Origin of the sequence: Sphingomonas sp. G-3-2-10, from assembly GCF_012927115.1 — a bacterium.
Lineage (GTDB): Bacteria > Pseudomonadota > Alphaproteobacteria > Sphingomonadales > Sphingomonadaceae > Sphingomonas.
Genome location: NZ_JABBFY010000001.1, coordinates 1,579,826 through 1,601,954 on the forward strand (window position 1 = coordinate 1,579,826; position 22,129 = coordinate 1,601,954).

Sequence of the window (22,129 nt, forward strand, 5' to 3'; positions counted from 1 at the left end):
GGGCTGTTCCCTCCCGCCTTCGGAGAAGGAGGGGCCCGCAAAGCGGGAGGATGAGGGTCTTCTTCCTTTTCGCTCGCCTCGATGAAGAAGAAGACCCTCACCCAACCCTCTCCCGCGAAGGCGGGAGGGGCTAAGAAGGCAACAGATTTAGGCGCGCCCCGGCCAGACGAATTCGGCGGCCTTGCAGGTCTTTTCGATGAATTCGAAATGGCCCGGCATCCAGTGGACCGAGTTGCGCGTGACCTGGCGGATTTCCTCCATCCGGCTGCGGAACATCTCGTCGGGCATTTCGTCGACGATCGGATCGTAACGGCCCGGGGTAATCCCCTGCCCCATCATCACCGCGTACCAGCTGGTGTCGTTGAACAGCTCGTCATGTTCTCGGAAGACGCGGCCGGTGGATTTGAAGATCGCGATCTTCTCGGCGAGGTAATCACTGACCTGCATCGTGCGGCAGCGGTCCCAATAGGGCGTGTCGTCGCGTTCGGTGGCGTGGTAATGCAGGATCAGGAAGTCGCGGATCTTTTCGTACTCCCACGTCATCCAGCGATTGTAGAGGCCGATTTCCGCCTCGCCCATCGCGCGGGTGGGGAGCAGGGTCATCAGGCGCGAGATGCCGACCTGGATCAGGTGGATGCTCTGGGATTCGAGCGGCTCCATGAAGCCTGCCGAGAGGCCGATGGCGACGACATTCTTGTCCCAGCTCTTGCGGCGGCGGCCGGCGGTGAATTTGAGGCGGAGCGGGTCGGCCAGCGGTTCGCCGTCGAGATTGTCGAGCAGGATCGCGGTGGCTTCGTCGTCGCTCATATGGGCCGAGCTATAGGCGTGGCCGTTGCCGAGGCGGTGCTGGAGCGGAATGCGCCATTGCCAGCCCGCCGGACGCGCGGTGGCGCGGGTCACGGGGCGGAGCGAGCCGCCGAGCGTGCAGGGCACCGCGACGGCGCGGTCGTTCATCAGCCACTCGGACCAGTCCTCGTATCCAGCGCCGAGCGTCTGTTCGATGAGGAGGCCGCGGAAGCCGCTGCAGTCGATGTAGAAATCGGCTTCGATCGTCTCGCCTTTCTCGGTCTGGATCGACTGGACGAAGCCGGTTTCGGGGTGCTGCTTCACATCGACGATGCGGCCCTCGACGCGCTTCACGCCGCGCGCTTCGGAATATTCGCGGAGATATTTGGCGTAGAGGCCGGCGTCGAAATGGAAGGCGTAAGCGATGTCGGCGAGCGGGGAATTGCCGGCGTTCGGAACCGGGCGGGAGAATTTGGCTTCCTCGGCACCGAGGGCCTGGAGGGAATATTCGTCGAGCCTGCCGCCATGTCCTTCGGCAAGGGCGCGGAGGTAGAAGGCGTGGAAGCTGACCCCGCCCATGTCGACGCCGTAGGGGCCGAAGGGGTGGTAATAGCGTTCGCCGATGCGGCGCCAGTCGACGAACTCGATCGCGAGCTTGAACGTCGCCTGCGTCTTGCGGACGAAATCATCCTCGTCGAGGCCGAGCAGGCGGTTGAAGATGCGGATCTGGGGGATGGTGGATTCGCCGACGCCGACCGTGCCGATCGCTTCGGATTCGATCACCGTGACTTTCGTGAAGCCATCGGTGAGGAAGCGGGCGAGCGCGGCGGCGGTCATCCAGCCTGCGGTGCCGCCGCCGACGATCAGGATGTGGCGGAGGCGGTTGTCTTCAGTCATGCGGGGACCTTCATGTCGGGCGTGGCCGCGGCGTGCTGCGCGAGCCAGAGATGGTGGGCCGGCATCGCCTGTGTGGCGCGGGCGAAGGCGGCGCGGATGCGGTCGAGCTTGTTCGCGATGTCGGCGGGGTCGAGCGCGTCGGCGAGACGGTCCCAGCCTTGCGGAGTAACTTCCTGCCCGAGCATCACCGCGACCCAGCTGGATTCGGCGAACAGCTCGTCCTCGTAGCGGAAGAAGCGGCCGTGACCGCGGAACAGGTCGAGCTTGCGTTGCAGCGTCTCGGGAATCGCCATCTCGCGGGTGCGGCGCCAGAGGTCGCCGGTGCGGCGCTGATTGGCGTGGTAATGGAGGATGACGAAGTCGCGGACCTGCTCGAGCTGGAGGATGCTGAGGCGGTTGTACTCGTCGCGCTCTACCGGTGAGAAACCGCGATCGGGGAAGAGGGCGAGCAGCTTCGACACGCCGGTCTGGATGAAGTGGATGCTGGTCGATTCGAGCGGTTCGATGAAGCCGCTGGCGAGGCCGAGGCTGACGCAGTTCTTCGCCCAGATCTCAGACCGGCGGCCGGCTTCGAAACGGATGATGAAGGGATCGCGGAGCGGTTCGCCGTCCAGATTGGACAGGAGCGTTTCGCGAGCCGCGTCGTCGGTGATGTCGGCGCTGGAATAGACATAGCCGTTGCCGATGCGGTGTTGCAGCGGGATGCGCCATTGCCAGCCGGCTTCGTGCGCCGTCGAGCGAGTATAGGGGGTGATCTCCGCGCCTGACGCCGCACAGGGGACGGCCATCGCGCTGTCGCATTGGAGCCAGTGTTTCCAGCTCTCCCACCCGGTCTTGAGCGCGCCGGCGATGAGGAGGCCGCGAAAGCCGCTGCAATCGAGCCAGAGGTCGCCGGTGACGTGCCGGTCGCCTTCGAGCGCGACGCTTTCGATGAAGCCGGTTTCGCCGTTCAGGGCGACGTCGAGGATCTTGCCTTCGACGCGCTTCACGCCGCGCGCTTCCGCATAGGCGCGGAGATATCTGGCGTAGAGACCGGCGTCGAAATGATAGGCGTAGTTGAGGCGCGAGCGAGCGTCGCCGGGATCGGCGACGGGGGGCGTGTAGCGGTTCTGGCGCATCGCGACGGCGCAGAGATTGTAATCCTCGATCCCGCTCGCCTGCCCGCTTTCGACGAGCTTGCGCCAGTAGTGGTGGAACTTCACCCCTTCGATGTCGAAGCCGAACTCGCCGAAAGGATGGCTGTAGCGATGGCCCTCGCGGGTCCAGTCGACGAACTCGATGCCGAGCTTGATCGAGCCTTTGGTGGCGCGAAGGAAATCGGCTTCGTCGATGCCGAGCAGGCCGTTGAAGTTGCGGATCGGCGGGATGGTCGCCTCCCCCACCCCGACCGTGCCGATCGCGTCGGATTCGACGAGGGTGACGGCGACGCCGGCGGGGACGAGCTTCGAGAGCGCGGCGGCGGACATCCAGCCCGCGGTGCCGCCGCCGACAATGACGATCTGGCGGATCGGCTCGCCGTTCACCGCAGCGCCTCGGCATGGCTGGGCATGGTCTTCGCGGTCTCGATCAATATCTGGCGCAGGCGCGCGAAATGCTGCGTCAGCGCGGGTTCGGGGATGGTATCGGCAAGCGCATCGTAGCGCCGGGGGCGAAGGCCCTGTTCGTCCAGCAGGCTGACCCAGTCGGGACGATCGAAGATTTCCTCGTCATACATCGGCACGCGGCCCCGGCTGGCGAACAGATCGAGCTTGTATTGCAGTTGTTCGGGCACGGCCATCGCGCGGGCGGCATCCCATAGAGGTTCGCCGAACCGGCCGTTGGTCTTGTAATGGGCAATGACGAAATCGCGCGCACGCTCGGCCTCGCCGTGGAGGATGCGGTTATACTCGGCGGCTTCCGGACCGGCGGCGGCGTTGGGGAAAAGCATCAGCAGACGGCGCAGACCGCTCCGGACGAGATGGAGGCCGACGGGGTGGACCGGATCGACCAGCGACGCCGCGGCGCCGAGGGCGATGCAGTTCGCGGTCCAGAAGCTGGCGCGGCGGCCGGATTCGAACGCCACGCCGCCAAGATCGGCATGAGCGGAGGACGAGAGGATCGCATCGCCCTGCCCGCCGACCAACGGCACCGTGCGGCGCCAGCCCGAAGCATGGGCGGCGGCGACGGTATAGGAGGGCGGGACACCTTCGGCGGGATTGGCGGATTCGATCACGCGATCGCAGGGAAGCCAGTGTTTCCAGCTTTCGAACGGCGAAAGCGCGGAAGCCAGCACCGCCTGCGCGCCCGAGCAATCGAGGAACAGGTCGCCGGTGATTTCCGCGCCGTTTTCGAGCGTGATCGATTCGACGCGATCGCTGATCTTCGCCGAGCGAAACGGCGCGGCGTGATGAGTCACGCCCTTCGCGGCCGATTGCAGCAGCCTGGCGAAGCTCGCCTTGTCGAGATTGAGACCGTAATCGAGCGTCGAGAGCGGCGAGCGGGGGTCGTTGCTCGGACGCGCAAAGCGGTCCGCCTGTGCGGCGATGGCGGCAAGCGAGAAATCGGCGAGGCGGAGCGGCTGACCGGTGGCGCGATAGCGCGCGGCAAGCTGATGGAAGGCGACGGGACCCATCGGCGCGCCGGTTTCGCCATAGGGCAGGAACCAGGTGACGCCCTCCCCCGCCCAGCCGGCGATCGCCGCGCCGAGCGTGAAGCTGCCGCGCGCGGCGCGCATCATCGCGGCTTCATCGAGACCGTGATCGATCAGGAAGCGCGCGAAACCGGGCAGCGTCGATTCGGCGGGGCCGAACGGACCAATGCTCGCGTCCGGACCGGCGACATCGACGAGCGCAATATTACGCCCGCTGCCGTCCAGACCGCGCAACAGCGCCAGGGCGCTCATCCATCCGGCGACGCCGCCGCCGACAATGACGATATCGCGGACCATCAGGCGGCCCGTGCGGCGAGCTGGGCCAGCACCGTTTCGTGCGTGGGCATGGCTTCGGCCGCCTGTGTGTAGCGCCCGCGCATCGCCGCCATCATCGCGATCACTTCGTCATCGCTCACCTTGTCGCCGAGCGGATCGGGGTGTCGCGGATGGACGCGCTGGCCGAGATAGACGGCAAGCCAGCTCGGTTCGAGGAACATGCCGTCGCGATAATTCACCACCACCCCGCGCTCCCGGAACAGTTCCATCTTCCACGCCACGCTGTCGGGCACGGTCATGGTGCGGCAGTAATTCCAGAACTCCGAATCGTCCCGTTCGGTGGCGTGATAATGGAGGATGATGAAATCGCGGACGCGCTCATATTCGAGCGCCATCAGCCGGTTGAACTCATCGGCGTCGGTCGGATCCCATTCCTGCGCGGGGAAGAGATCGAGCAAACGGCCGATGCCGAGCTGGATCAGATGGATGCTGGTCGATTCGAGCGGCTCGAGAAAGCCCGAGGCGAGGCCCAGCGCGACGACATTGCCGACCCATTGCTTCTTGCGCTTGCCGGTGACGAAACGGAGCTTGTTGGGATCGGCCAGCGGCGGCGCGGCGATCTCGCCGAGCAGGACATCAAGCGCGGCGTCATCCTCGATAAAGCCGCTGGAATAGACATGGCCGTTGCCGGTGCGGTGCTGGAGCGGGATCTTCCACACCCAGCCCGATTTCTGCGCGGTGGCGCGGGTGAGCGGCATGGTGGGGCCGACATTGTCGCACGGCATGGCGATCGCACGATCGCACGGCAGCCAGTGGCTCCATTGCTCGTAGCCGGTCTTGAGCGCCTGTTCGATCAGCAGGCCGCGAAAGCCCGAGCAATCGATGAACAGATCGGCTTCGACCACTTCCCCGCTTTCCAGCGTGACCGAGGTGACGAAGCCGGTTTCGCTGTGGAGCGCGACATCGACGACCTTGCCTTCCTGCCGCACGACGCCGCGCGCCTCGGCATACTCGCGCAGGAACTTCGCATAGAGGCTGGCATCGAACTGATAGGCGTAATTGAAGGTATTGAGCAGCGAGCGCGGGTCCTGGTTGGGATGGATGAAGCGATCACGCCGCGCCGCCTGGATCGGCAGCGAATAGTCTTCGAACGCGCCGCCCTCTCCCCGTGCGTGCATCCGCAGCCAGTGATGGTGAAACGGCACCCCGCCGATCTCCGCGCCGAACACGCCGAACGGATGGATATAGGAATCGCCGACCCGGCCCCAGTTGCGGAACTCGATGCCCAGCTTGAACGTGCCCTTGGTGCGGGTCATGAATTCGGCTTCGTCGAAGCCGAGCGTCGCATTGTAATGGCGGATGTGCGGCACGGTCGCCTCGCCCACGCCGACCGTTCCGATATCGGCCGACTCGACGAGTCGAATCGACATTCCGGAGGCTCCGAATTTGTTCGAAAGCGCCGCGGCGGTCATCCAGCCGGAGGTTCCGCCACCCACGATCAGGACGCGTTTTATCAACATTGCGCCACCCTCTCCCTTTGCACGATTGTTAGCGCTCCCTTCACCGGAGCGTCAACGCGCCCGGAAATCTGCCATTTTCTGATGATTGCGTTGTCAGAACGGCCCTTCTCGTTGCATTTTGGCCACGGAATCCGGTTTTTGTGTTTGCGGTAACAAGGTGGCTTGATCTTCGGACCAATCCTCCCTTACCTTAACTCGGACAACGACGCGCACTCATTTGATAGCGCTAACAACGGAGGGGAGGACGGCTTGATGCTCAAGCTCTATTCAAATCACAGGCCTGACAACGCTGCCAAAGGCCGCGCGAGTCTGCTGCGCGCGGGCGTATCCGCAGCGGCGCTGGCATGTCTTTCGGTCGCGGCACCTGCCTGGGCACAGGACGCTCCGGCACAGGAAGACGAAGGCGAAGCCATTGTCGTCAAGGGCTATCGCGCCTCGCTCCAGAGCGCGCAGCAGCTGAAGAAGAATTCGGACGTGATCGTCGACTCGATCACCGCCGAGGACATCAGCGCCCTGCCCGACCGCTCGGTCACCGAAGCGCTGCAGCGCATCCCGGGTGTGGCGATCGACCGCTTCTCGGCCGGTCTCGATCCCGATCACTTCTCGGTCGAAGGTTCGGGCGTCGTGGTTCGCGGCCTCACCTATGTCCGTTCGGAGTTCAACGGCCGCGAAGCGTTCACCGCCAATAACGGCCGCGCGCTGAGCTTCGCCGACGTCCCGTCCGAAATGCTTGGCGGCGTCGACGTGTTCAAGACGCCGACCCCGGACCGGATCGAAGGCGGCATTTCGGGCGTGGTCAATCTGCGCACCCGCCGTCCGTTCGACTTCAAGGGTCTCGAGATCGCCGGTTCGGCCGAAATCAATTATGGCGATTTCGTCGACAAGGCGACGCCTACGGGCTCGATCCTGATCAGCAACCGCTGGGAAACGCCGATCGGCGAATTCGGCCTGCTGGCCAACTTCTCCTATTCGCAGCTCAAGAGCCGCGCGGACCGTTTCCAGCTTTCGAGCTTCCGCATCCGCAACCAGTATGCCGATGGCGACGTGGTGGACAATGTCGGCGGCCAGACGCCGACCCGCCAGGTCTATTTCCCGCGCGGCGCCGTGCTGGGCACGCAGGAATTCAACCGCGAACGCTATGGCTATGCCGCGGCGGCGCAGTGGAAGAGCAATGACGGGTCGGTCGAGATCGTGGCGCAGTTCCTGCGTTCCGACGCGCGCCAGGCCTGGACCGAGCACACGGTGGAAATCGCGACCGACAACGTCGCGGGCAATGGCGACTCGCGCGCCGCTGCCGGCACCCAGCTGAGCTTCGGTGCGGACGGCATGTTCCAGAGCGGCACCATCACCGGCCCGACCGGCTGGCGCGGCGACCAGAACACCGGCTCGGCGCGCACGCCGATGCTGGGCCTCCAGTCGAACAACATCCGCCGCGACCAGGAATCGCGGCTTGTCACCGACGATTACGGCCTGAACGTGAAGTGGGACGTGAGCGACCGGCTGGGCATCGTGTTCGATTACCAGCATGTCGATTCGAGCACCTATCTGCTCGACAACACGATCTGGGCATCGACCTATCAGAACGCGTCGATCACGATGAACGGGAACGGCTTCCCGAGCGTCACGTTCGGCCCGCCGCAGGTCTGCAACGGCCCCTCGGCCAATGCGACCAACCCGCCGGGCACCGGCTTCGATTGCAACGCGGGCCAGCCTGCGGGCGGTTCGGGCAATCCGACCTATTTCGGCGCGGGCCACAACAGCTTCGCGGATCCGTACAACAGCTTCTATCGCGCGGCGATGGACCATATCGAGCAGAGCGACGGCAATTCCGACGCCTTCCGCCTCGATTTCGACTATTCGTTCCCGGAGAGCAATTTCCTGAAGTCGGTCCAGTTCGGCGCACGCTATGCCGATCGCGACCAGACCTCGCGCTTCTCCCAGTACAATTGGGGCGTGCTGTCCGAACAGTGGGGCAATAACGGCCCGATCTGGATGGACAATCTGGTCGATGGCAACAATGCCAACGGCCATACCCAGGGCACGACCTATGGCGGCGAAGCGTTCGGCTTCGACAATTTCTTCCGCGGGGCCGTCGCCAATCCGCTCGGCGGACAGCCGCGCCTGTTCTACGCCGGCCACACCGTCAACGATTATGCCGGCATGGCTGCCTTCTCGTCCGCGATCGCTCGCGAATGGCAGGGCACGAACACGAACTGCGCCGACGGCCAGGTTCGCAACGCAGGGTGGAACCCGCTCGCCAATCGCTGCGGCGTGGTGGCCGGAACGCCGTTCCTGCCGGGTGAAATCAACCCGATCCGCGAACAGAATTATGCCGCCTATGTGCAGGCCAAGTTCCGCAGCGAGTTCAGCAATGGCTGGACCCTGAGCGGCACGGCGGGTGTTCGCTACACCAAGACGGATCGTGATGCGGGCGGCTATCTGGCCTTCCCGAACCCCGGTTCGATCACGACCGAAGCGCAGTGCGCGGCGGTGCCGGTCGGGCAGAATCCGCCTGCGCTGTGCACCTTCCCGCTGGCGACCCGCGAAGCCTTCCGCAACTTCCAGAATGGCGGGCTGACGGCGAGCCAGGCGAGCACCAGCTACGAATACTGGCTGCCCAGCGTGAACCTGAAGCTCGAAGTGGGCGGCGGGCTCCAGTTCCGTGCCGCCTATTTCGCAGGCGTCGCACCGCCCGCGACCGGCCTGATCCGCAACTTCTTCAACGTGTCGGTCACGACCGTGCAGAATGTGGACTCGACCGGCGCGGCCATTCCGAACAGCTATCGGATCCAGGGCACGTTCAACGCAGGTAATCCCTACCTGCTGCCGACGACCGCCGATAACTTCGATCTGACCGCGGAATGGTATTTCTCGAACGTCGGCCAGTTCACCGTTTCGGCCTTCTACAAGGAACTGCACGGCGTTCTGACCAACGACACGGTCCGGCTGGACTTCACGAACAACGGGGCGACCTTCCCCGCGATCGTGACCACGCCGACCAACTCGCGGTCGACGGGCAAGATCAAGGGCTTCGAGGTCAGCTATCAGCAGACCTACGACTTCCTGCCCGGTTTCCTGAAGGGCCTCGGCCTGCAGGCGAACTACACCTATGTCGACTCGTCGGGCGTGCCGCAGAGCACCCTTTCGGCGACCGATCCGGATGTGGCCGCCGGCCGCGTGACGACGGTGGATACGGCGCTCCTGCCGCTGCAGGGTCTGTCGAAGCACACCTTCAACATCACGCCGTTCATCGACATCGGGCCGTTCTCGGCACGCCTCACCTACTCGTGGCGTTCGGAATGGCTGCTGACGGTGCGCGACGTGATCACGCCGTTCGATCCGATCATGAACGAAAGCACCGGACAGCTCGACGCGTCGATGTTCTTCGCCATCACGCCGAACATCAAGGTCGGCGTGCAGGGCGTGAACCTGACGAACGAGATCACCAAGACCAGCGCCGTCATCTCGGCGATCGGTGGCGGGATCCGTCAGGTGCCGCGCGGCTATTACATGAACGACCGGCGCTACACCGCGATCATCCGGTTCAACTTCTAGTCCTTACGTACACCCTGCCCTGTGGCGTCGTCGGCTTCGGCCGGCGGCGCCTCTTTTTTGTTGGGGGGCGGGCATCAGCAAAGATTCTCCCCCGCCAGGGGGAAGATCAGGCGGCGCGGTAGCTCAGGAAGATGTTGGCGGTCAGGCGGCCCTGTCTCGGGTCGGGCGAGAGCGCGGCGTCGGCCGGGATGCGGCCGGAGTGGAGGACACAGCTGCGGTAGACGATCAGCCGGTTGAACGCAGCATCCAGCGCGGCGGTCTGTTCGAAATGATCGGTGTCGCCGGTGATGTAGCCGGGCGCGGCTTCGGCTTCGGCAAGGCGGATCGTCTCGTAGCGCGGCAGCCGCTCGGGCGTGAGCGCCTCGTAACCGGTCGCGCGGTGGCGATAGAGCGCGGTGCCGCCAAGCTCGGTTCCGCAGAGATAGTGGAGGAAGGCGAATTGCAGCGGATAGGTGGTGTCGATGTGCGGCACGCGCTGCGGCGGGACCAGCTCGCCGGGAGCGAGCGTGACCAGCGACAGGTTGCAATCGGCATGGGCCAGCGCAACGCCGCGCAGCCCGAACGCTTCGCGCACCAGCGGATCGAGCCCGCGCGCGACGGTTTCGACATAGGGCAGGGGCGCGGGCGCGCGGATGCCGGGATAGCCGCCATTGGGCCCATAGGCCGGCGCGAACGCCTGCCCGCCCGCGGCGAATTCGATCAGCGTTTCCGGATCGAGCATCAGCCCGTCGACCTGCAGCACGGGCTCCCGGTCATGGCCGGCATGGGTCAGCGACGCGACGGGACGCGGATTGAGATCGAAGGTCATCGCCGCGAGCCTAGTCGTTCCGGGGCCGCTGACGCTAGGGTCCGCGGATGACGGCGATTCGGGAAATTTCGGGCATCGATCCCAAAACCTTCCGCGAGGAAGTTGTGGAACGCTATGCCCCCGTCGTGCTGCGCGGCGCGGCGCGGGACTGGCCGATGGTCGCCGCGTCGGGAAGCGCGCAATCGGCGTGCGACTATCTGCTCGGCTTCGACAGGGGCGCGGCGGCGGAAGCATTCGTGGGGCCGGCCGCGATCGGCGGGCGCTTCTTCTATTCGGACGACATGAAGGGGTTCAATTTCGAGCGGCGCAAGGGGCCGTTCGCGGAGCTCCTGCGCTATGTGCTGCGGCTGCAGGGCAATGCCGATGCGCCCTCGGTCTATGCCGGCGCGCTGGAAACGAGCGAGTGCCTGCCCGGCTTTACCCAGGCCAATCCGATGCCACTGGTCGATGGCCTTGGCGCGACGCCGCGCGTGTGGGTGGGCAATGCCAGCATCGTCAGCCCGCATTTCGACGCTTCGGACAATATCGCCGTGGTCGCGGCCGGGCGGCGGCGCTTCACGCTGTTTCCGCCCGATCAGGTCCACAACCTCTATGTGGGGCCGCTGGATCACAACATGGCCGGGCGGCCGGTGAGCATGGTGACGCTGAGCGATCCGGACTTCGAGCGCTATCCGCGCTTCCGCGAAGCACTGGCGACGATGCAGACCGCCGAGCTGGAGCCGGGCGACGCGATCTTCATCCCGGCCTTGTGGTGGCATCAGGTCGAGGCGCTGTCGGACTTCAACGTGCTGGTGAACTATTGGTGGGCGGACTCGCCGGACATCGGCGCGCGGTTCGACGCGATGGTCCATGCGGTGCTGTCGATCAGCCATTTGCCCGAGAACCGGCGCGACGCGTGGGAGCGGATGTTCGAGACGTTCGTGTTCCGCAAGCACGGGCACCCGGCGGAACATCTGGCCGAGCAGGACCGTCGCGTGCTGGGCAAGCCGACCGAGGGATGGCGGAAATATCTGCGGCAGTATCTGATGCGGGCGATGGGGGGGCCCTAGCGCCGTTGAGATTGGAATTCGCGACGGGCTCGTCTAGCGTTCGGCATGGCGGGTTCGACGAGCATCTACACGATCGCGCGACGACATGCGGTCGCGACCTTGCTGTCGATGCCAATCATCATGTGGGTCATACCGCTATTTGTGAGCGGGAAGGGCTATTCGTTCGATGCGATCAGCGGGATCATGATGCCGCTGATGGTCACGTTGCTGATTGTAGGGGGCGGAGGGTCGCTGCTTCTGGTCTGCCCGAACTGCCGGAAATCCCTCTTCATGCGGGGTCCTTTCAGCGTCCCGTGGCCGGCGCGGACCTGCAGCGAGTGCCAGACCGATCTGACCCGGATCGACCGGAAGGGTGCGCCGGTTTGATCCCGGCGCGCCGAGCGAGGGCTGGCGACAGGATCTGATGCAGGCGATCGGGGGGCCTTAGGGTCCAACCTTCCCTCTCCCGCTTTCGCGGGAGAGGCGCGAGACTTGGCAGCTTGCTGCCTAGTCGCAGCGGTGAGGGTCTTCTTCTTGGGTCCAGGCAAGACAGAAGAAGAAGACCCTCACCCCGCCCCTCTCCCGCGAAGGCGGGAGAGGAGGAGGAAGTGGAGCGCCACCCTTCGTCTACTTCCCGTTCCCCGGTGCGTATTTGCTGTCGATCGCCTTGTACCAGTCGAGGTCATGTTCGGGCGCGGCCACGCCTGCCGGTAGCGGGCGGCCCGAGACCGACTGGAAATAGGCGATCGAGGCGTCGCGCCACCATTTGGCTTCGGCGTGCTGGATGGCGAGGAAGTCGCTGACTTCGCTCCAGCGGCGGTGGTCCACCCTGCCCTTTTGTTCCTCCCAGCGCGCCTGCATCGCCGCAACCGAGGCGACGCCACGGTCGTAATGGGCGAGCAGTTCTTCCCACAGGGTCCGGCCCGACGTCATCTTGCGGTCCCACGGGACGTGGTGGAACCACAGCAGCAGGTTTTCCGGCGTGGTTTCCGGATTGCCCCAGCGCTTCGCCAGCGGATCGGCGTACTGGGACAGCGCGTCGCTGCCGGTTTTCGTCCGGTCAAAGCCGATGCCGTCCTTGCCGGCCCTGTGATAATAGGCCGGGTTCCATTCGGGCCGGGCAAGGTTCGCAACCCAAGGGCCGGGGCCGTAGTGATGGCCGGTCGCCATCAGGTGCGCGAGACCGAGCGGCGTCATGTAATCGACCACCGCTTCGCGCGAGCCGCCCATCATCGCGACGATGGCGCCCACCGTGGCGGGATCGTCGCTCCACGTCATCCGCGCCCAGTCGCGCGCGATCGCGTCCGACTTGCTGTCGGGATCCCATGCGAAGCGGCCAAAGGCGTACCAGTTGGCCTGATCGAATTGCGAGCCGGACCAGTTGCGATCGGTGCCGATATTGGCGACTCCGGCCATGCCGGTGACGGCGCCGGGGCGGACGGGCGTGTCGAGCGTATCGGCGACCGTCACGCCCTCTCGCGGGCGGAAGGTGTCGCTTTGCAGCACTTCCTCCCACATCGGCCCGAGGTAAGCGAGGTGGGTCGCGAAGCCGAGATATTCCTTGGTGATCTGGAATTCCATCATCAGCGGCGTGCGCGGCATCGCGCCGAACAGCGGATGGAAGGGCTCGCGCGGCTGAAAGTCGATCGCGCCGTTCTTGACCTGGACGATCACATTGTCGCGGAACGTGCCGTCGAGCGGCTGGAAGTCGGCATAGGCCTGCTTCGCGCGGTCCTCGGCATTTTCGGCCGAATAGACGAAGGCGCGCCACATCACGATGCCGCCATGCGGAGCGACCGCATCGGCCAGCATGTTGGCGCCATCGGCATGGCTGCGCTTGTAGTCGCCCGGGCCGGGCTGGCCCTCCGAATTGGCCTTGACCAGGAAGCCGCCGAAATCGGGGATGACGCGGTAGATCTCGTCGGCCTTGGCCTTCCACCATGCGGCAACCGCCGGATCGAGCGGATCGGCGGTCTTCAGCCCGCCGATCTCGATCGGGGCGGAGAAGCGCGCCGTCAGATAGACGCGGATGCCATAGGGGCGGAAGACCTCGGCCAGCGCCCTCACCTTCACCAGCCATTCGGGCTTGAGGATCTCGGCATTGGCGTTGACGTTGGTCAGCACCACGCCATTGATGCCGATCGAAGCATTGGCGCGGGCATAGTCGGTGTAGCGCGGGTCCTTGTAGCCCGGCAGCTTCTGCCAGTCCCACAGCGACTGCCCGGCATAGCCGCGCTCGACATAGCGATCGAGATTGTCCCAGTGATTGAGGATGCGGACCTGAAGCTTCGGGCTGTCGGTGATGTCGATGCCGTTCAGCTTCTGACGGGTCTGGATCTGCTGGAGGAAGCGGAACACGCCGTAGAGCACGCCGATGTCGCTGTTGGCAGCGATCACGATGGAGACGCGGCCATGCATCGCGACGGAGCGGATCGCGAAGCCTTCGGCGCCCAGCCCGGCCAGCGGCAGTTTCAGGCTGGCGACGAAACGCGACGTGGCGGGCGTGCCGATGATGACCGCGCCGCCCAGGGCGTCTTCTTCGGACACCTGAAGCTCGCGGCCGAGCATCCCGAGCGCCCCGCGCTGGAGTTCGGCGACGGCGGCGTCGATCGTGGGGCTGTTGCCGTGGCGGACGATGCTGGCGAAGGCCGCGGCATAGGCCGGGCGGCTGGCGGGATCGACGGGGCGATAGCGTAGCCACAGATCGTAGCCGTCTTCGTTCGCGGGAATGGTGGCGGTTTGGGGGGACGAAGGCAGCGAGCGCGCATCCGTGCGTGGAGCGGCGGCAATCAGCGCCGCGAAAAGCGTCATCACAACGAACAGCAGGCGCATCCTCATCCCTCTCCTTTTGCGATTCTTCGTCGCCGTTGACAAAGGCGATAGCATGATGATGTTGGTAGCGCTATCATCAGACAATTGAGTGGGAGGGGATTTATGCGGAACAGCCATGTCGGTGCGCGCGGGGAGCCTATGCGGCATGGCTGAGATCGTTTCCGCGCGGGTGATCGTCACTTGCCCCGGCCGCAACTTCGTCACCCTGCTGATCGAAACGAAGGACGGCGTGACCGGGATCGGCGACGCGACGCTGAACGGGCGCGAGCTGGCAGTGGCGAGCTATCTGACCGACCATGTCATCCCCTGCCTGATCGGGCGCGATGCGCACCGGATCGAGGATATCTGGCAGTATCTGTACAAGGGCGCTTACTGGCGCCGCGGGCCGGTGACGATGAGTTCGATCGCCGCGGTCGACATGGCGCTGTGGGACATCAAGGGGAAGGTCGCGGGGCTGCCGGTCTATCAGCTGCTCGGCGGGGCCAGCCGCGAGGGGTGCATGGTCTATGGCCATGCCAATGGCGCGGACATCCAGCAGACGATCGACAATGCGCTCCATTACAAGGAGCAGGGATACAAGGCGATCCGGATCCAGTCGGGCGTGCCCGGGCTGGCGGCGACCTATGGCGTATCGAAGGACCGCTATTTCTACGAGCCGGCCGACGGGTCGCTGCCGACCGAGAGCCTGTGGTCGACCGAGAAGTATCTCCGCTCCGTGCCGCCCTTGTTCGAAGCGGCGCGCGAGGCGCTGGGGTGGGACGTGCATCTGCTGCACGACGTGCATCATCGCTGCACCCCGATCGAAGCGGCGCGGCTGGGCAAGGATCTGGAGCCATACCGCCCCTTCTGGCTGGAAGATGCGACTCCGGCGGAGAACCAGTCGGGCTTCCGCCTGATCCGCCAACATACCACCTGCCCGCTGGCGGTAGGCGAAGTGTTCAACACGATCTGGGATGCCAAGCAGCTGATCGAGGAACAGCTGATCGACTATATCCGCGCCACCGTGGTCCATGCCGGGGGGCTGACCCATTTGCGGCGGATCGCGGCGCTGGCCGATCTGCACCAGATCCGCACCGGCTGTCACGGCGCGACCGATCTGTCGCCGGTGACGATGGCGGCGGCGCTGCATTTCGGACTCTCGGTGCCCAATTTCGGGGTGCAGGAATATATGCGCCACACCGACGAAACCGATGCGGTGTTCCCCCATGCCTACAGCCTGAGCGACGGGATGATGCATCCCGGCGACAAGCCCGGACTGGGCGTGGAGATCGATGAGAAACTGGCCGCGAAGTACGAGTACAAGCGGGCCTACCTGCCCGTCGCGCGGCTGGAAGACGGAACAATGTTCAGCTGGTGAACCGGCGGACGCACGAGGGAGAGGAATGATGACCGGACTGACGCGCCGCGAGATGCTGGCGGCTGGAGCCGCGACGGCAGCGATGACGATGGGCGGCACCGCGATGGCGCGGGCGGCGGCTTCGGGGCTGGACACGATCGCCAAGACCAGGGGAATGCGCTTCGGCTCGGCGGTGGCGTTCGGCGCGCCGGGGGCGGATCGGGGGAGCTTCGCCAATCCGGCCTATGCCGCGATCCTCGAGCGCGATTGCGGGCTGCTGGTCCCGGAGAACGAGCTGAAGTGGCAATGGACCCGCCACACGCAGGACTATGACTTCCGCCAGTTCGACGCGATCGTCGATTATGCGAGCGCGAAGGGCTTCAGGACGCGCGGACACACGCTCTTCTGGGCGCCGCAGAAATGGTTTCCGGAATGGCTGGTGAAGCATGATTTCGGCCCGCAGCCGGCCAAGGCGGCGGAGACGATGCTGGCGGATCACGTCCGCACCGTGTGCAAGCGCTACGGCGCCAAAATCTATTCGTACGATGTGGTCAACGAAGCGGTGGAGCCATCGACCGGGGCGCTGCGCGACACGGTGGTGACGCGGGCGTTCGGCAGCGGCGAAGCGATGCTCGACCTGATGTTCCACACCGCCCGCGCCGAGGCGCCCCATGCCGAGCTGGTCTATAACGACTATATGAGCTGGGAGCGCGGCACCGAGGACGAGACGCATATCGCGGGCGTGCTCAAGCTGCTGGAGGGGTTCCGCAAGCGCGGGACGCCGGTGGATACGCTGGGCATCCAGTCGCATATCCGGCTGCTGAAGGACAAACCCGTCGCCGAGATCGTGAAGGAGTCCGAGGGGCCGTGGCGGCATTTCCTCGATGCGGCGGTGGCGATGGGCTACAAGCTGGTCATCACCGAGTTCGACGTGAACGACAAGAAGGCGCCGACCGACATCGCCGCGCGCGACATCATGGTCGCCGATTACGCCAAGGCATATCTGGACGTGATGTTCTCGTACCCGCAACTCAAGGATGTGCTCGCCTGGGGGATGGTCGACAAATATAGCTGGCTGACCGGCTTCGATCCGCGCGCGGACAAGACCATGACGCGCGGCTGTCCCTATGATGCCGAGTTCAAAGCGAAGCCGCTGCACGCGGCGATCGGAGCGGCGTTCGCGGGCGCGCCGGCGCGGTAGGTCCGCAATGGTTGCGTAACGATCTTGGCGGCGGCGCGCGGTTGGGATAGCGCTTGCCGTCAGGTCGCATTTCCGGCCGGGACGGATCGCCGCAGAGCCGCCGCCCGGTCCTAGCCGGGGGTTGGGGAATGCGCAGGATAATCGCGTCGATGGTGCTCGGGCTGCTGCTGGCCGGATGCGCGGGTCATGGCACGCTGAACATCGATTGCCCGCCCTTCGACAAGTACAAGCATGACGTGCCCTATTCGGCGCTGGAGAAGGAGATCCACGGCATCGGCCGACCGGGTCCGACCGCGCCGCCGCGCCCGCGCGACAATGACATGCTGGAGCGGATGGAGGGCGCGACCAAGCCGGCGGATGCAGGGCTGGAGAGCCTGCCCGGACGGCCACGCCCTCCCCTGCCCGCGGTGCTGATGCTGTCGGGCGGCGGGCAATGGGGCGCGTTCGGCGCGGGCTTCCTCGATCAGATGCGGCTGAACCGGACTTTGCCCGACGCGACCTTCATCAGCGGGATCAGCACCGGCGGATTGCAGGCGCTGTTCGTGTCGATCGGCACGCCCGAGGCCTATGCGGCGCTGCTGAAAGCCTATGCCCCGGCGGAGGAAAGCGAGGTGGTGGACCGGGGCGGGTTCCTGCGCGTGGTGCTGACCGGATCGATGGCGGGGCTGAAACCGCTGAGGGCCCGGATCGAAGCGGCGCTATGTCCCGACGCGATTATCGGCGACCCCGCCAAGCCGTGTGCGCTCGACGCCCTCCGCGCGATGATGGGGCCGGACGGAAAACAGACCAAATATGTGCTGATCGGCTTTGTCGAGGCAGCGAGCGGGCGGTTCCAATATGTCGATGTGGTCGAGCTGGCGCAGTTGCCGCGGCGCGAGGCGCGGACCTGCATCACCGCCGCGGCGCTGGCTTCGGCGGCGATGCCGGTCAATTTCCAGCCGGTGCAGATCAACGGCGTGACCTATTATGACGGCGGCGTGCGCGCTTCGGTGTTCGAAGCCAATGTCGCGGCATCGGCAACGGCAGTGAGCGAGGAGGCGGGGCCGGGCGAAGCGCCTCCGCCCACCCCGCGTCGCGTACCGCAGTTCCCCATCTATGTCGTGCGCAACGGGCCGACCACGGTCGAGCCGGACGCGGAGATCAACGGCAAGGGGGGCGCGATCGACGCGGCGCAGCGCGCCGAGCAGATTCTGGTCAACCAGATGGAAGTCAGCTCGATCGCGGTGATCCGGATCGAGCATCCGGTGGGGCCGCTGCGCATGGTGAGCGCGGACGGATGGAAGGAAGTGCCGTGCGTGAAACCCGGCGGCGGGGTGATGTTCGCGCCCGAATTCATGAAATGCCTCACCCGGCTGGGGCGGATGAAGGCGAACGGGCCGCAGCCGTGGATCGAACTGTCGAATCTGTCGCTTCGTCCGCGACGATGAGGTGACGTTGCTGCACGAAGTGCTAAGGGCGGGAATATGAGTGTCCCGCCCGACATGTTGATGAGCGAAGTCGCCGAGCGGCGGGATCTGGATCATGCGCTGCTGATGCGGCTGGCGGACCGGGTTTCGGCGCTGCATGCCGCCGCGGCGGTGCTGCCGGGCGGTGGTGCGGGGGCGATCCGCGCGACCCTGCCGATGCAGCGCGCGGAGCTGGCGCGATATGGCGAGCATCTGAACGAGCGTGCGGCGGCGGGGCGGTTCCGGCGCGGACATGGCGCGTTGCGCCTGGATCATATCGCGCTGACCGAAGCAGGTCCGGAGCCGTTCGGATCGCAGGACGTGGGAATCGATATCCTCTTCGATCTCGCCAATCTGCTCGAGGATCTGTGGTGCCGGGGGCTGGGCCAGGCAGCGAACGTCGTGGCCAATCGCTATGTCGACGTGCTGCCGCAGGGCGCGCGCGGATGGGCGCTGCTGCCGCTGTTCCTGTCGATCCGCGCCAATGACGTGGATTTGCTGGCCGACTCTCCGCCCCGGCTGCTGGCGATCGGCGGGCTTTCGGGCACCGGCAAGAGCACGCTGGCGCGCGCGCTGGGCGGGCTGATGGGCCGTGCGCCGGGCGCGCGGGTGCTGCGCAGCGACGTGTTCCGCAAGCGGATCATGGGCCTGCCCCCCGAGGCGCGGCTGCCCCCGTCGCACTATACCGCGCAGAGCGATGCCGAGACGTGGGAAGCGCTGTTCGAATCGGCCGACGACCATCTGTCGTGCGGCACCAGCGTGATCATCGACGCAGTGTTCATGCGCCGCAGCGAGCGCGATGTGGTGGAGATGCTGGCCGATCGCGCGCGGGTGCCGTTCACCGGGCTGTGGCTGGAAGCGCCCGAGCGCGACCGGATCGCGCGAGTCAACGCCCGGTCAGGCGATGCCTCCGACGCCGGCGCCGAAGTGGTGCGCGAGCAATCGCGGCGTTCGGTAGGCGAGCTGTATGGCTGGCACCGGATGCGCGTGAACCGCCCGCCCGAAACTGTGATCGCCGCCGCTCGCGCGGTGATTGACCGGACGCGGCGTTAGGGAAAATCCTCCCCGGAGGGGGAGGTGGCGCCCGAAGGGTGACGGAGTGGGTAAGCCGCAAGCGATTTCGCTCGCGGCAAGCCCCCTCCACCAGCTTCGCTGGTCCCCCTCCCCCTCCGGGGGAGGATTGCAGACCCGCTCAGCGCAGGTGCGTCAAATCAGGCGGGTTCGACTTCGCGCTCGGCTTCGGCGCCGCCGAACATGCCCTGCAATGCTTCGAGGATCTGGACGACTTCGTCGCTGGTCAGCGAATAGAAGATCGTCTGGCCCGAACGGCGTGCGGTGACCATGCCCTGTCGACGGAGAAGGGCAAGCTGCTGCGAGACTGCGGTATCGCGAGAATTGGTCAGCCGGGCCAGTTCCCCGACGGACTTCTCGCCTTCCCACAAGTGGCAAAGCAACAACAGGCGGCTACGGCCGGACAGTGCCTTTAGAAACACAGAGGCGCGGTCGGCGGCTTCAATCAACTCGTACTTCACGGGCGCCCTGCTAGAGCCTGCGGCCAGCCTATGCAACTGCTATCTCACGGAAATTTCACGGAAATATTGCGCAAACGTGCAGACTCAAAGCCTCTCAGCAACGCCCGGTAAGCCTATAGTTTTACACGAATACACCATCTAAACATCTGTTTAGAAAGGCAGATCGTTACGCTGCCAACGCCTCCAGCGCCTCGCTCGCTTCCATCCAGACAAGCTCGGCGGCCTCGATTTTCGTGCCCAATTCGCCGCGGCGCTTCATCAGATCGCTCATCGAAAGTTTCGTCAGTGACGGATCGGCCGAAGCGGGATCGAACATCGCCCGCTCAAGCGCGCTGCGCTGTTCGTTGAGCTTCGCGAGCTGGGTTTCGGCTTCCTTGGCCGCCTTGCGCAGTGCATTGCCCTTCTCGCGCGCTTCGGCAGCGGCGCGGCGGGCGTCCTTCTTGCTGACCTTGGCGCCGCCGCCGCCCTTTCCTTCCGATCCGCTTTCCTTGCTGAGAACGAAGCCGATATAGTCGTCGATCGACCCATCGAATTCCTTCGCGGTGCCGCTGTCGACCAGCACGAGGCGATCGGCGGTCATCTCAAGCATGTGGCGATCGTGGCTGACGATCACGACTGCGCCCGAATATTGGTTGAGCGCCTGGATCAGCGCTTCGCGCGCGTCGACGTCGAGGTGGTTGGTCGGTTCGTCGAGGATCAGCAGGTGCGGCGCATCGCGGGTGATGAGCGCCAGCGCGAGACGCGCGCGCTCGCCGCCCGAAAGCTTGCCGACCTTGGTCGTGGCCTTGGCCGCCTGGAAGCCGAAGCGGCCGAGCTGGGCGCGGACCGCCGACTGGCTGGCGCCCTTCATCAGGCGGGTCATGTGATCGAGCGGCGTATCGTCGCGGTCGAGCTCCTCGACCTGATACTGGGTGAAATAGCCCACCTTCATCTTGCCGGTGGCGTTCATATCGCCTTCCATCGGCTTGAGCTGGGCGGCGAGCAGGCGGGCGAGCGTGGTCTTGCCGTTGCCGTTGCGGCCGAGCAGCGCGATGCGATCGTCGGGATCGAGACGCAGGTTTAGGCGCTGAAGGATCGGTGTGGCGCTGTAGCCGACCGAGGCCATGTCGAGCGTGATCAGCGGCGGGCGCAGTTCGTCCGGATTGGGGAAATCGAAGCTGAGCGAGGGATCGTCGAGCAGTTCGGCGATCGGCTGCATCTTGGCCAGTGCCTTGGCGCGCGACTGCGCCTGCTTCGCGGTTGAGGCGCGGGCAGAGTTGCGGGCGACGTAATCCTGCAGCTTCTCGCGTTCGGCCTGCTGCTTCGCACGCGCGGACGCGATCTGCGCCTGACGCTCGGCGCGCTGGCGTTCGAACGCGTCGTAGCCGCCCGGATAGAGCGTCAGCTTGCCGCGCTCGAGGTGGAGGATGTGATCCACCACATTGTTGAGGAAATCGCGCTCGTGGCTGACGATCAGGATGGTCGCGGGATAGGATTTCAGGAAGTCCTCGAGCCACAGCACCGCTTCGAGATCGAGATGGTTCGATGGTTCGTCGAGCAGGAGAAGATCGGGCTGGGAGAAGAGCAGCGAGGCCAGCGCGACGCGCATGCGCCAGCCGCCGGAAAAGCTTTCTAGCGGGCGGTGCTGGGCCTCTTCGTCGAAGCCGAGGCCGACAAGAATGCGCGAGGCGCGAGACGGCGCGGCGTGGGCGTCGATCGCGTTGAGGCGTTCGTGGATCTCGCCGAGCCGGTCGGGATCGTGACTGGTCTCACTCTCCTCCAGCAGCGCGGCGCGTTCGAGGTCGGCGGCGAGCACGGTTTCGAACGGAGTGGCGTCGCCGCCCGGCGCTTCCTGCGCGATATAGCCGATGCGGCGGCCGCGCGGCATTTCGGCCGCGCCGGTGTCCGGATCGAGCTGATCGGCGATCACCTTGACCAACGTGGTCTTGCCCGCGCCGTTGCGCCCGATCAGGCCGACGCGGCTCTTCGTGGGCAGCGACGCGCTGGCGCCGTCAAGGATGGTCCTGCCGCCGAGGCGGACGGTGATGTCGTTCAGGTTGAGCATGATGCGGCGCGCTTACGGCTTTGGGGTGATTCCCGCAATCATTGCGTTTCCCCGCTCCCGCATTCGCGGGAAAGGCAGCGAGGCTTGGTCCGCGTACTTCACGCGGGCCTGGCCGCAGCGGTGAGGGTCTTCTTGTCGCGTCCGGACCGGGCAGAAGAAGAAGACCCTCACCCGACCTGCATCGGGTGAACAGCACCCCGCGCTGTTCAGGTCATGCCGGGGGCATGACCGACCCGATGC

General features: G+C 65.6%; 15 protein-coding genes. 7 read left to right on the forward strand and 8 right to left on the reverse strand.

The window, feature by feature from the left end; all coding sequences use genetic code 11:
* Positions 1-147: 147 nt before the first annotated feature.
* The 4 genes from HHL13_RS07890 to HHL13_RS07905 are packed head-to-tail and all read right to left on the reverse strand — an operon-like array spanning position 148 to position 6,108.
* The gene (locus HHL13_RS07890) at positions 148-1,683 is read right to left on the reverse strand and encodes a tryptophan halogenase family protein (RefSeq protein WP_169555148.1); all 1,536 of its coding nucleotides are present in this window, start codon (positions 1,681-1,683) and stop codon (positions 148-150) included.
* Positions 1,680-3,206 carry a tryptophan halogenase family protein gene (locus HHL13_RS07895; protein ID WP_169555149.1) on the reverse strand — a complete coding sequence of 509 codons (1,527 nt, stop codon included), beginning with the start codon at positions 3,204-3,206 and terminating at the stop codon, positions 1,680-1,682. The genes HHL13_RS07890 and HHL13_RS07895 overlap by 4 nt, the downstream gene beginning before the upstream one ends.
* Positions 3,203-4,609: a tryptophan halogenase family protein gene (locus HHL13_RS07900; RefSeq protein WP_169555150.1), complete on the reverse strand. Its 1,407-nt coding sequence runs from the start codon at positions 4,607-4,609 to the stop codon at positions 3,203-3,205. The genes HHL13_RS07895 and HHL13_RS07900 overlap by 4 nt, the downstream gene beginning before the upstream one ends.
* Positions 4,609-6,108, reverse strand: coding sequence for a tryptophan halogenase family protein (locus HHL13_RS07905; protein ID WP_169555151.1), 1,500 nt, complete (start codon positions 6,106-6,108; stop codon positions 4,609-4,611). The genes HHL13_RS07900 and HHL13_RS07905 overlap by 1 nt, the downstream gene beginning before the upstream one ends.
* Before the next feature lie 252 nt (positions 6,109-6,360).
* Between HHL13_RS07905 and HHL13_RS07910 the strand changes: the two genes are divergently transcribed.
* Positions 6,361-9,663 carry a TonB-dependent receptor gene (locus tag HHL13_RS07910; RefSeq protein WP_169555152.1) on the forward strand — a complete coding sequence of 1,101 codons (3,303 nt, stop codon included), beginning with the start codon at positions 6,361-6,363 and terminating at the stop codon, positions 9,661-9,663.
* Between the two features lie 106 nt (positions 9,664-9,769).
* Here the strand turns inward: HHL13_RS07910 and HHL13_RS07915 are convergent, their stop codons facing one another.
* Positions 9,770-10,471: a DUF6445 family protein gene (locus HHL13_RS07915; RefSeq protein ID WP_169555153.1), complete on the reverse strand. Its 702-nt coding sequence runs from the start codon at positions 10,469-10,471 to the stop codon at positions 9,770-9,772.
* A 47-nt stretch (positions 10,472-10,518) separates the two neighbouring features.
* Between HHL13_RS07915 and HHL13_RS07920 the strand changes: the two genes are divergently transcribed.
* Together HHL13_RS07920 and HHL13_RS07925 are read left to right on the forward strand one after the other, a co-directional pair.
* Positions 10,519-11,520 (forward strand): cupin-like domain-containing protein, encoded by a 1,002-nt coding sequence (locus HHL13_RS07920; RefSeq protein WP_169555154.1) that lies wholly within the window; start codon positions 10,519-10,521, stop codon positions 11,518-11,520.
* 45 nt (positions 11,521-11,565) lie between these two features.
* Positions 11,566-11,886, forward strand: coding sequence for a hypothetical protein (locus HHL13_RS07925; RefSeq protein ID WP_169555155.1), 321 nt, complete (start codon positions 11,566-11,568; stop codon positions 11,884-11,886).
* Positions 11,887-12,126: 240 nt separating this feature from the next.
* On the opposite strand, the gene HHL13_RS07930 is transcribed toward HHL13_RS07925, so the two are convergent.
* A complete protein-coding gene (locus HHL13_RS07930) occupies positions 12,127-14,331 on the reverse strand; it encodes an alpha-glucuronidase family glycosyl hydrolase (RefSeq protein ID WP_240953652.1) in 2,205 nt (734 codons plus the stop codon).
* 145 nt (positions 14,332-14,476) lie between these two features.
* Between HHL13_RS07930 and manD the strand changes: the two genes are divergently transcribed.
* From manD to HHL13_RS07950, 4 genes are all read left to right on the forward strand, one after another.
* Positions 14,477-15,688 (forward strand): D-mannonate dehydratase ManD, encoded by a 1,212-nt coding sequence (gene manD / locus HHL13_RS07935; RefSeq protein WP_169555156.1) that lies wholly within the window; start codon positions 14,477-14,479, stop codon positions 15,686-15,688.
* 28 nt (positions 15,689-15,716) lie between these two features.
* Positions 15,717-16,868 (forward strand): endo-1,4-beta-xylanase, encoded by a 1,152-nt coding sequence (locus tag HHL13_RS07940; RefSeq protein WP_169555157.1) that lies wholly within the window; start codon positions 15,717-15,719, stop codon positions 16,866-16,868.
* Positions 16,869-16,996: 128 nt separating this feature from the next.
* On the forward strand, positions 16,997-18,295 hold the full coding sequence (locus HHL13_RS07945) for a patatin-like phospholipase family protein (protein ID WP_169555158.1): 1,299 nt from the start codon (positions 16,997-16,999) through the stop codon (positions 18,293-18,295).
* Positions 18,296-18,331: 36 nt separating this feature from the next.
* A complete protein-coding gene (locus HHL13_RS07950; RefSeq protein ID WP_240953653.1) occupies positions 18,332-19,366 on the forward strand; it encodes a bifunctional aminoglycoside phosphotransferase/ATP-binding protein in 1,035 nt (344 codons plus the stop codon).
* Positions 19,367-19,524: 158 nt separating this feature from the next.
* Here the strand turns inward: HHL13_RS07950 and HHL13_RS07955 are convergent, their stop codons facing one another.
* Positions 19,525-19,845 (reverse strand): metalloregulator ArsR/SmtB family transcription factor, encoded by a 321-nt coding sequence (locus tag HHL13_RS07955; RefSeq protein ID WP_346775511.1) that lies wholly within the window; start codon positions 19,843-19,845, stop codon positions 19,525-19,527.
* 166 nt (positions 19,846-20,011) lie between these two features.
* Complete coding sequence (locus tag HHL13_RS07960; RefSeq protein WP_169555159.1) at positions 20,012-21,889, reverse strand: ABC-F family ATP-binding cassette domain-containing protein; 1,878 nt, start codon at positions 21,887-21,889, stop codon at positions 20,012-20,014.
* Positions 21,890-22,129 lie beyond the last annotated feature (240 nt).

Excerpts from the sequence above, each read along its gene's own strand:
- HHL13_RS07945 (WP_169555158.1), top strand. The coding sequence starts at position 16,997 with ATGCGCAGGATAATCGCGTCGATGGTGCTCGGGCTGCTGCTGGCCGGA.
- HHL13_RS07960 (WP_169555159.1), bottom strand. The coding sequence starts at position 21,889 with ATGCTCAACCTGAACGACATCACCGTCCGCCTCGGCGGCAGGACCATC.
- HHL13_RS07925 (WP_169555155.1), top strand. The coding sequence starts at position 11,566 with ATGGCGGGTTCGACGAGCATCTACACGATCGCGCGACGACATGCGGTC.
- HHL13_RS07890 (WP_169555148.1), bottom strand. The coding sequence starts at position 1,683 with ATGACTGAAGACAACCGCCTCCGCCACATCCTGATCGTCGGCGGCGGC.
- HHL13_RS07940 (WP_169555157.1), top strand. The coding sequence starts at position 15,717 with ATGACCGGACTGACGCGCCGCGAGATGCTGGCGGCTGGAGCCGCGACG.
- HHL13_RS07910 (WP_169555152.1), top strand. The coding sequence starts at position 6,361 with ATGCTCAAGCTCTATTCAAATCACAGGCCTGACAACGCTGCCAAAGGC.
- HHL13_RS07930 (WP_240953652.1), bottom strand. The coding sequence starts at position 14,331 with ATGCGCCTGCTGTTCGTTGTGATGACGCTTTTCGCGGCGCTGATTGCC.
- manD (WP_169555156.1), top strand. The coding sequence starts at position 14,477 with ATGGCTGAGATCGTTTCCGCGCGGGTGATCGTCACTTGCCCCGGCCGC.
- HHL13_RS07905 (WP_169555151.1), bottom strand. The coding sequence starts at position 6,108 with ATGTTGATAAAACGCGTCCTGATCGTGGGTGGCGGAACCTCCGGCTGG.
- HHL13_RS07950 (WP_240953653.1), top strand. The coding sequence starts at position 18,332 with ATGAGTGTCCCGCCCGACATGTTGATGAGCGAAGTCGCCGAGCGGCGG.
- HHL13_RS07900 (WP_169555150.1), bottom strand. The coding sequence starts at position 4,609 with ATGGTCCGCGATATCGTCATTGTCGGCGGCGGCGTCGCCGGATGGATG.
- HHL13_RS07920 (WP_169555154.1), top strand. The coding sequence starts at position 10,519 with ATGACGGCGATTCGGGAAATTTCGGGCATCGATCCCAAAACCTTCCGC.
- HHL13_RS07915 (WP_169555153.1), bottom strand. The coding sequence starts at position 10,471 with ATGACCTTCGATCTCAATCCGCGTCCCGTCGCGTCGCTGACCCATGCC.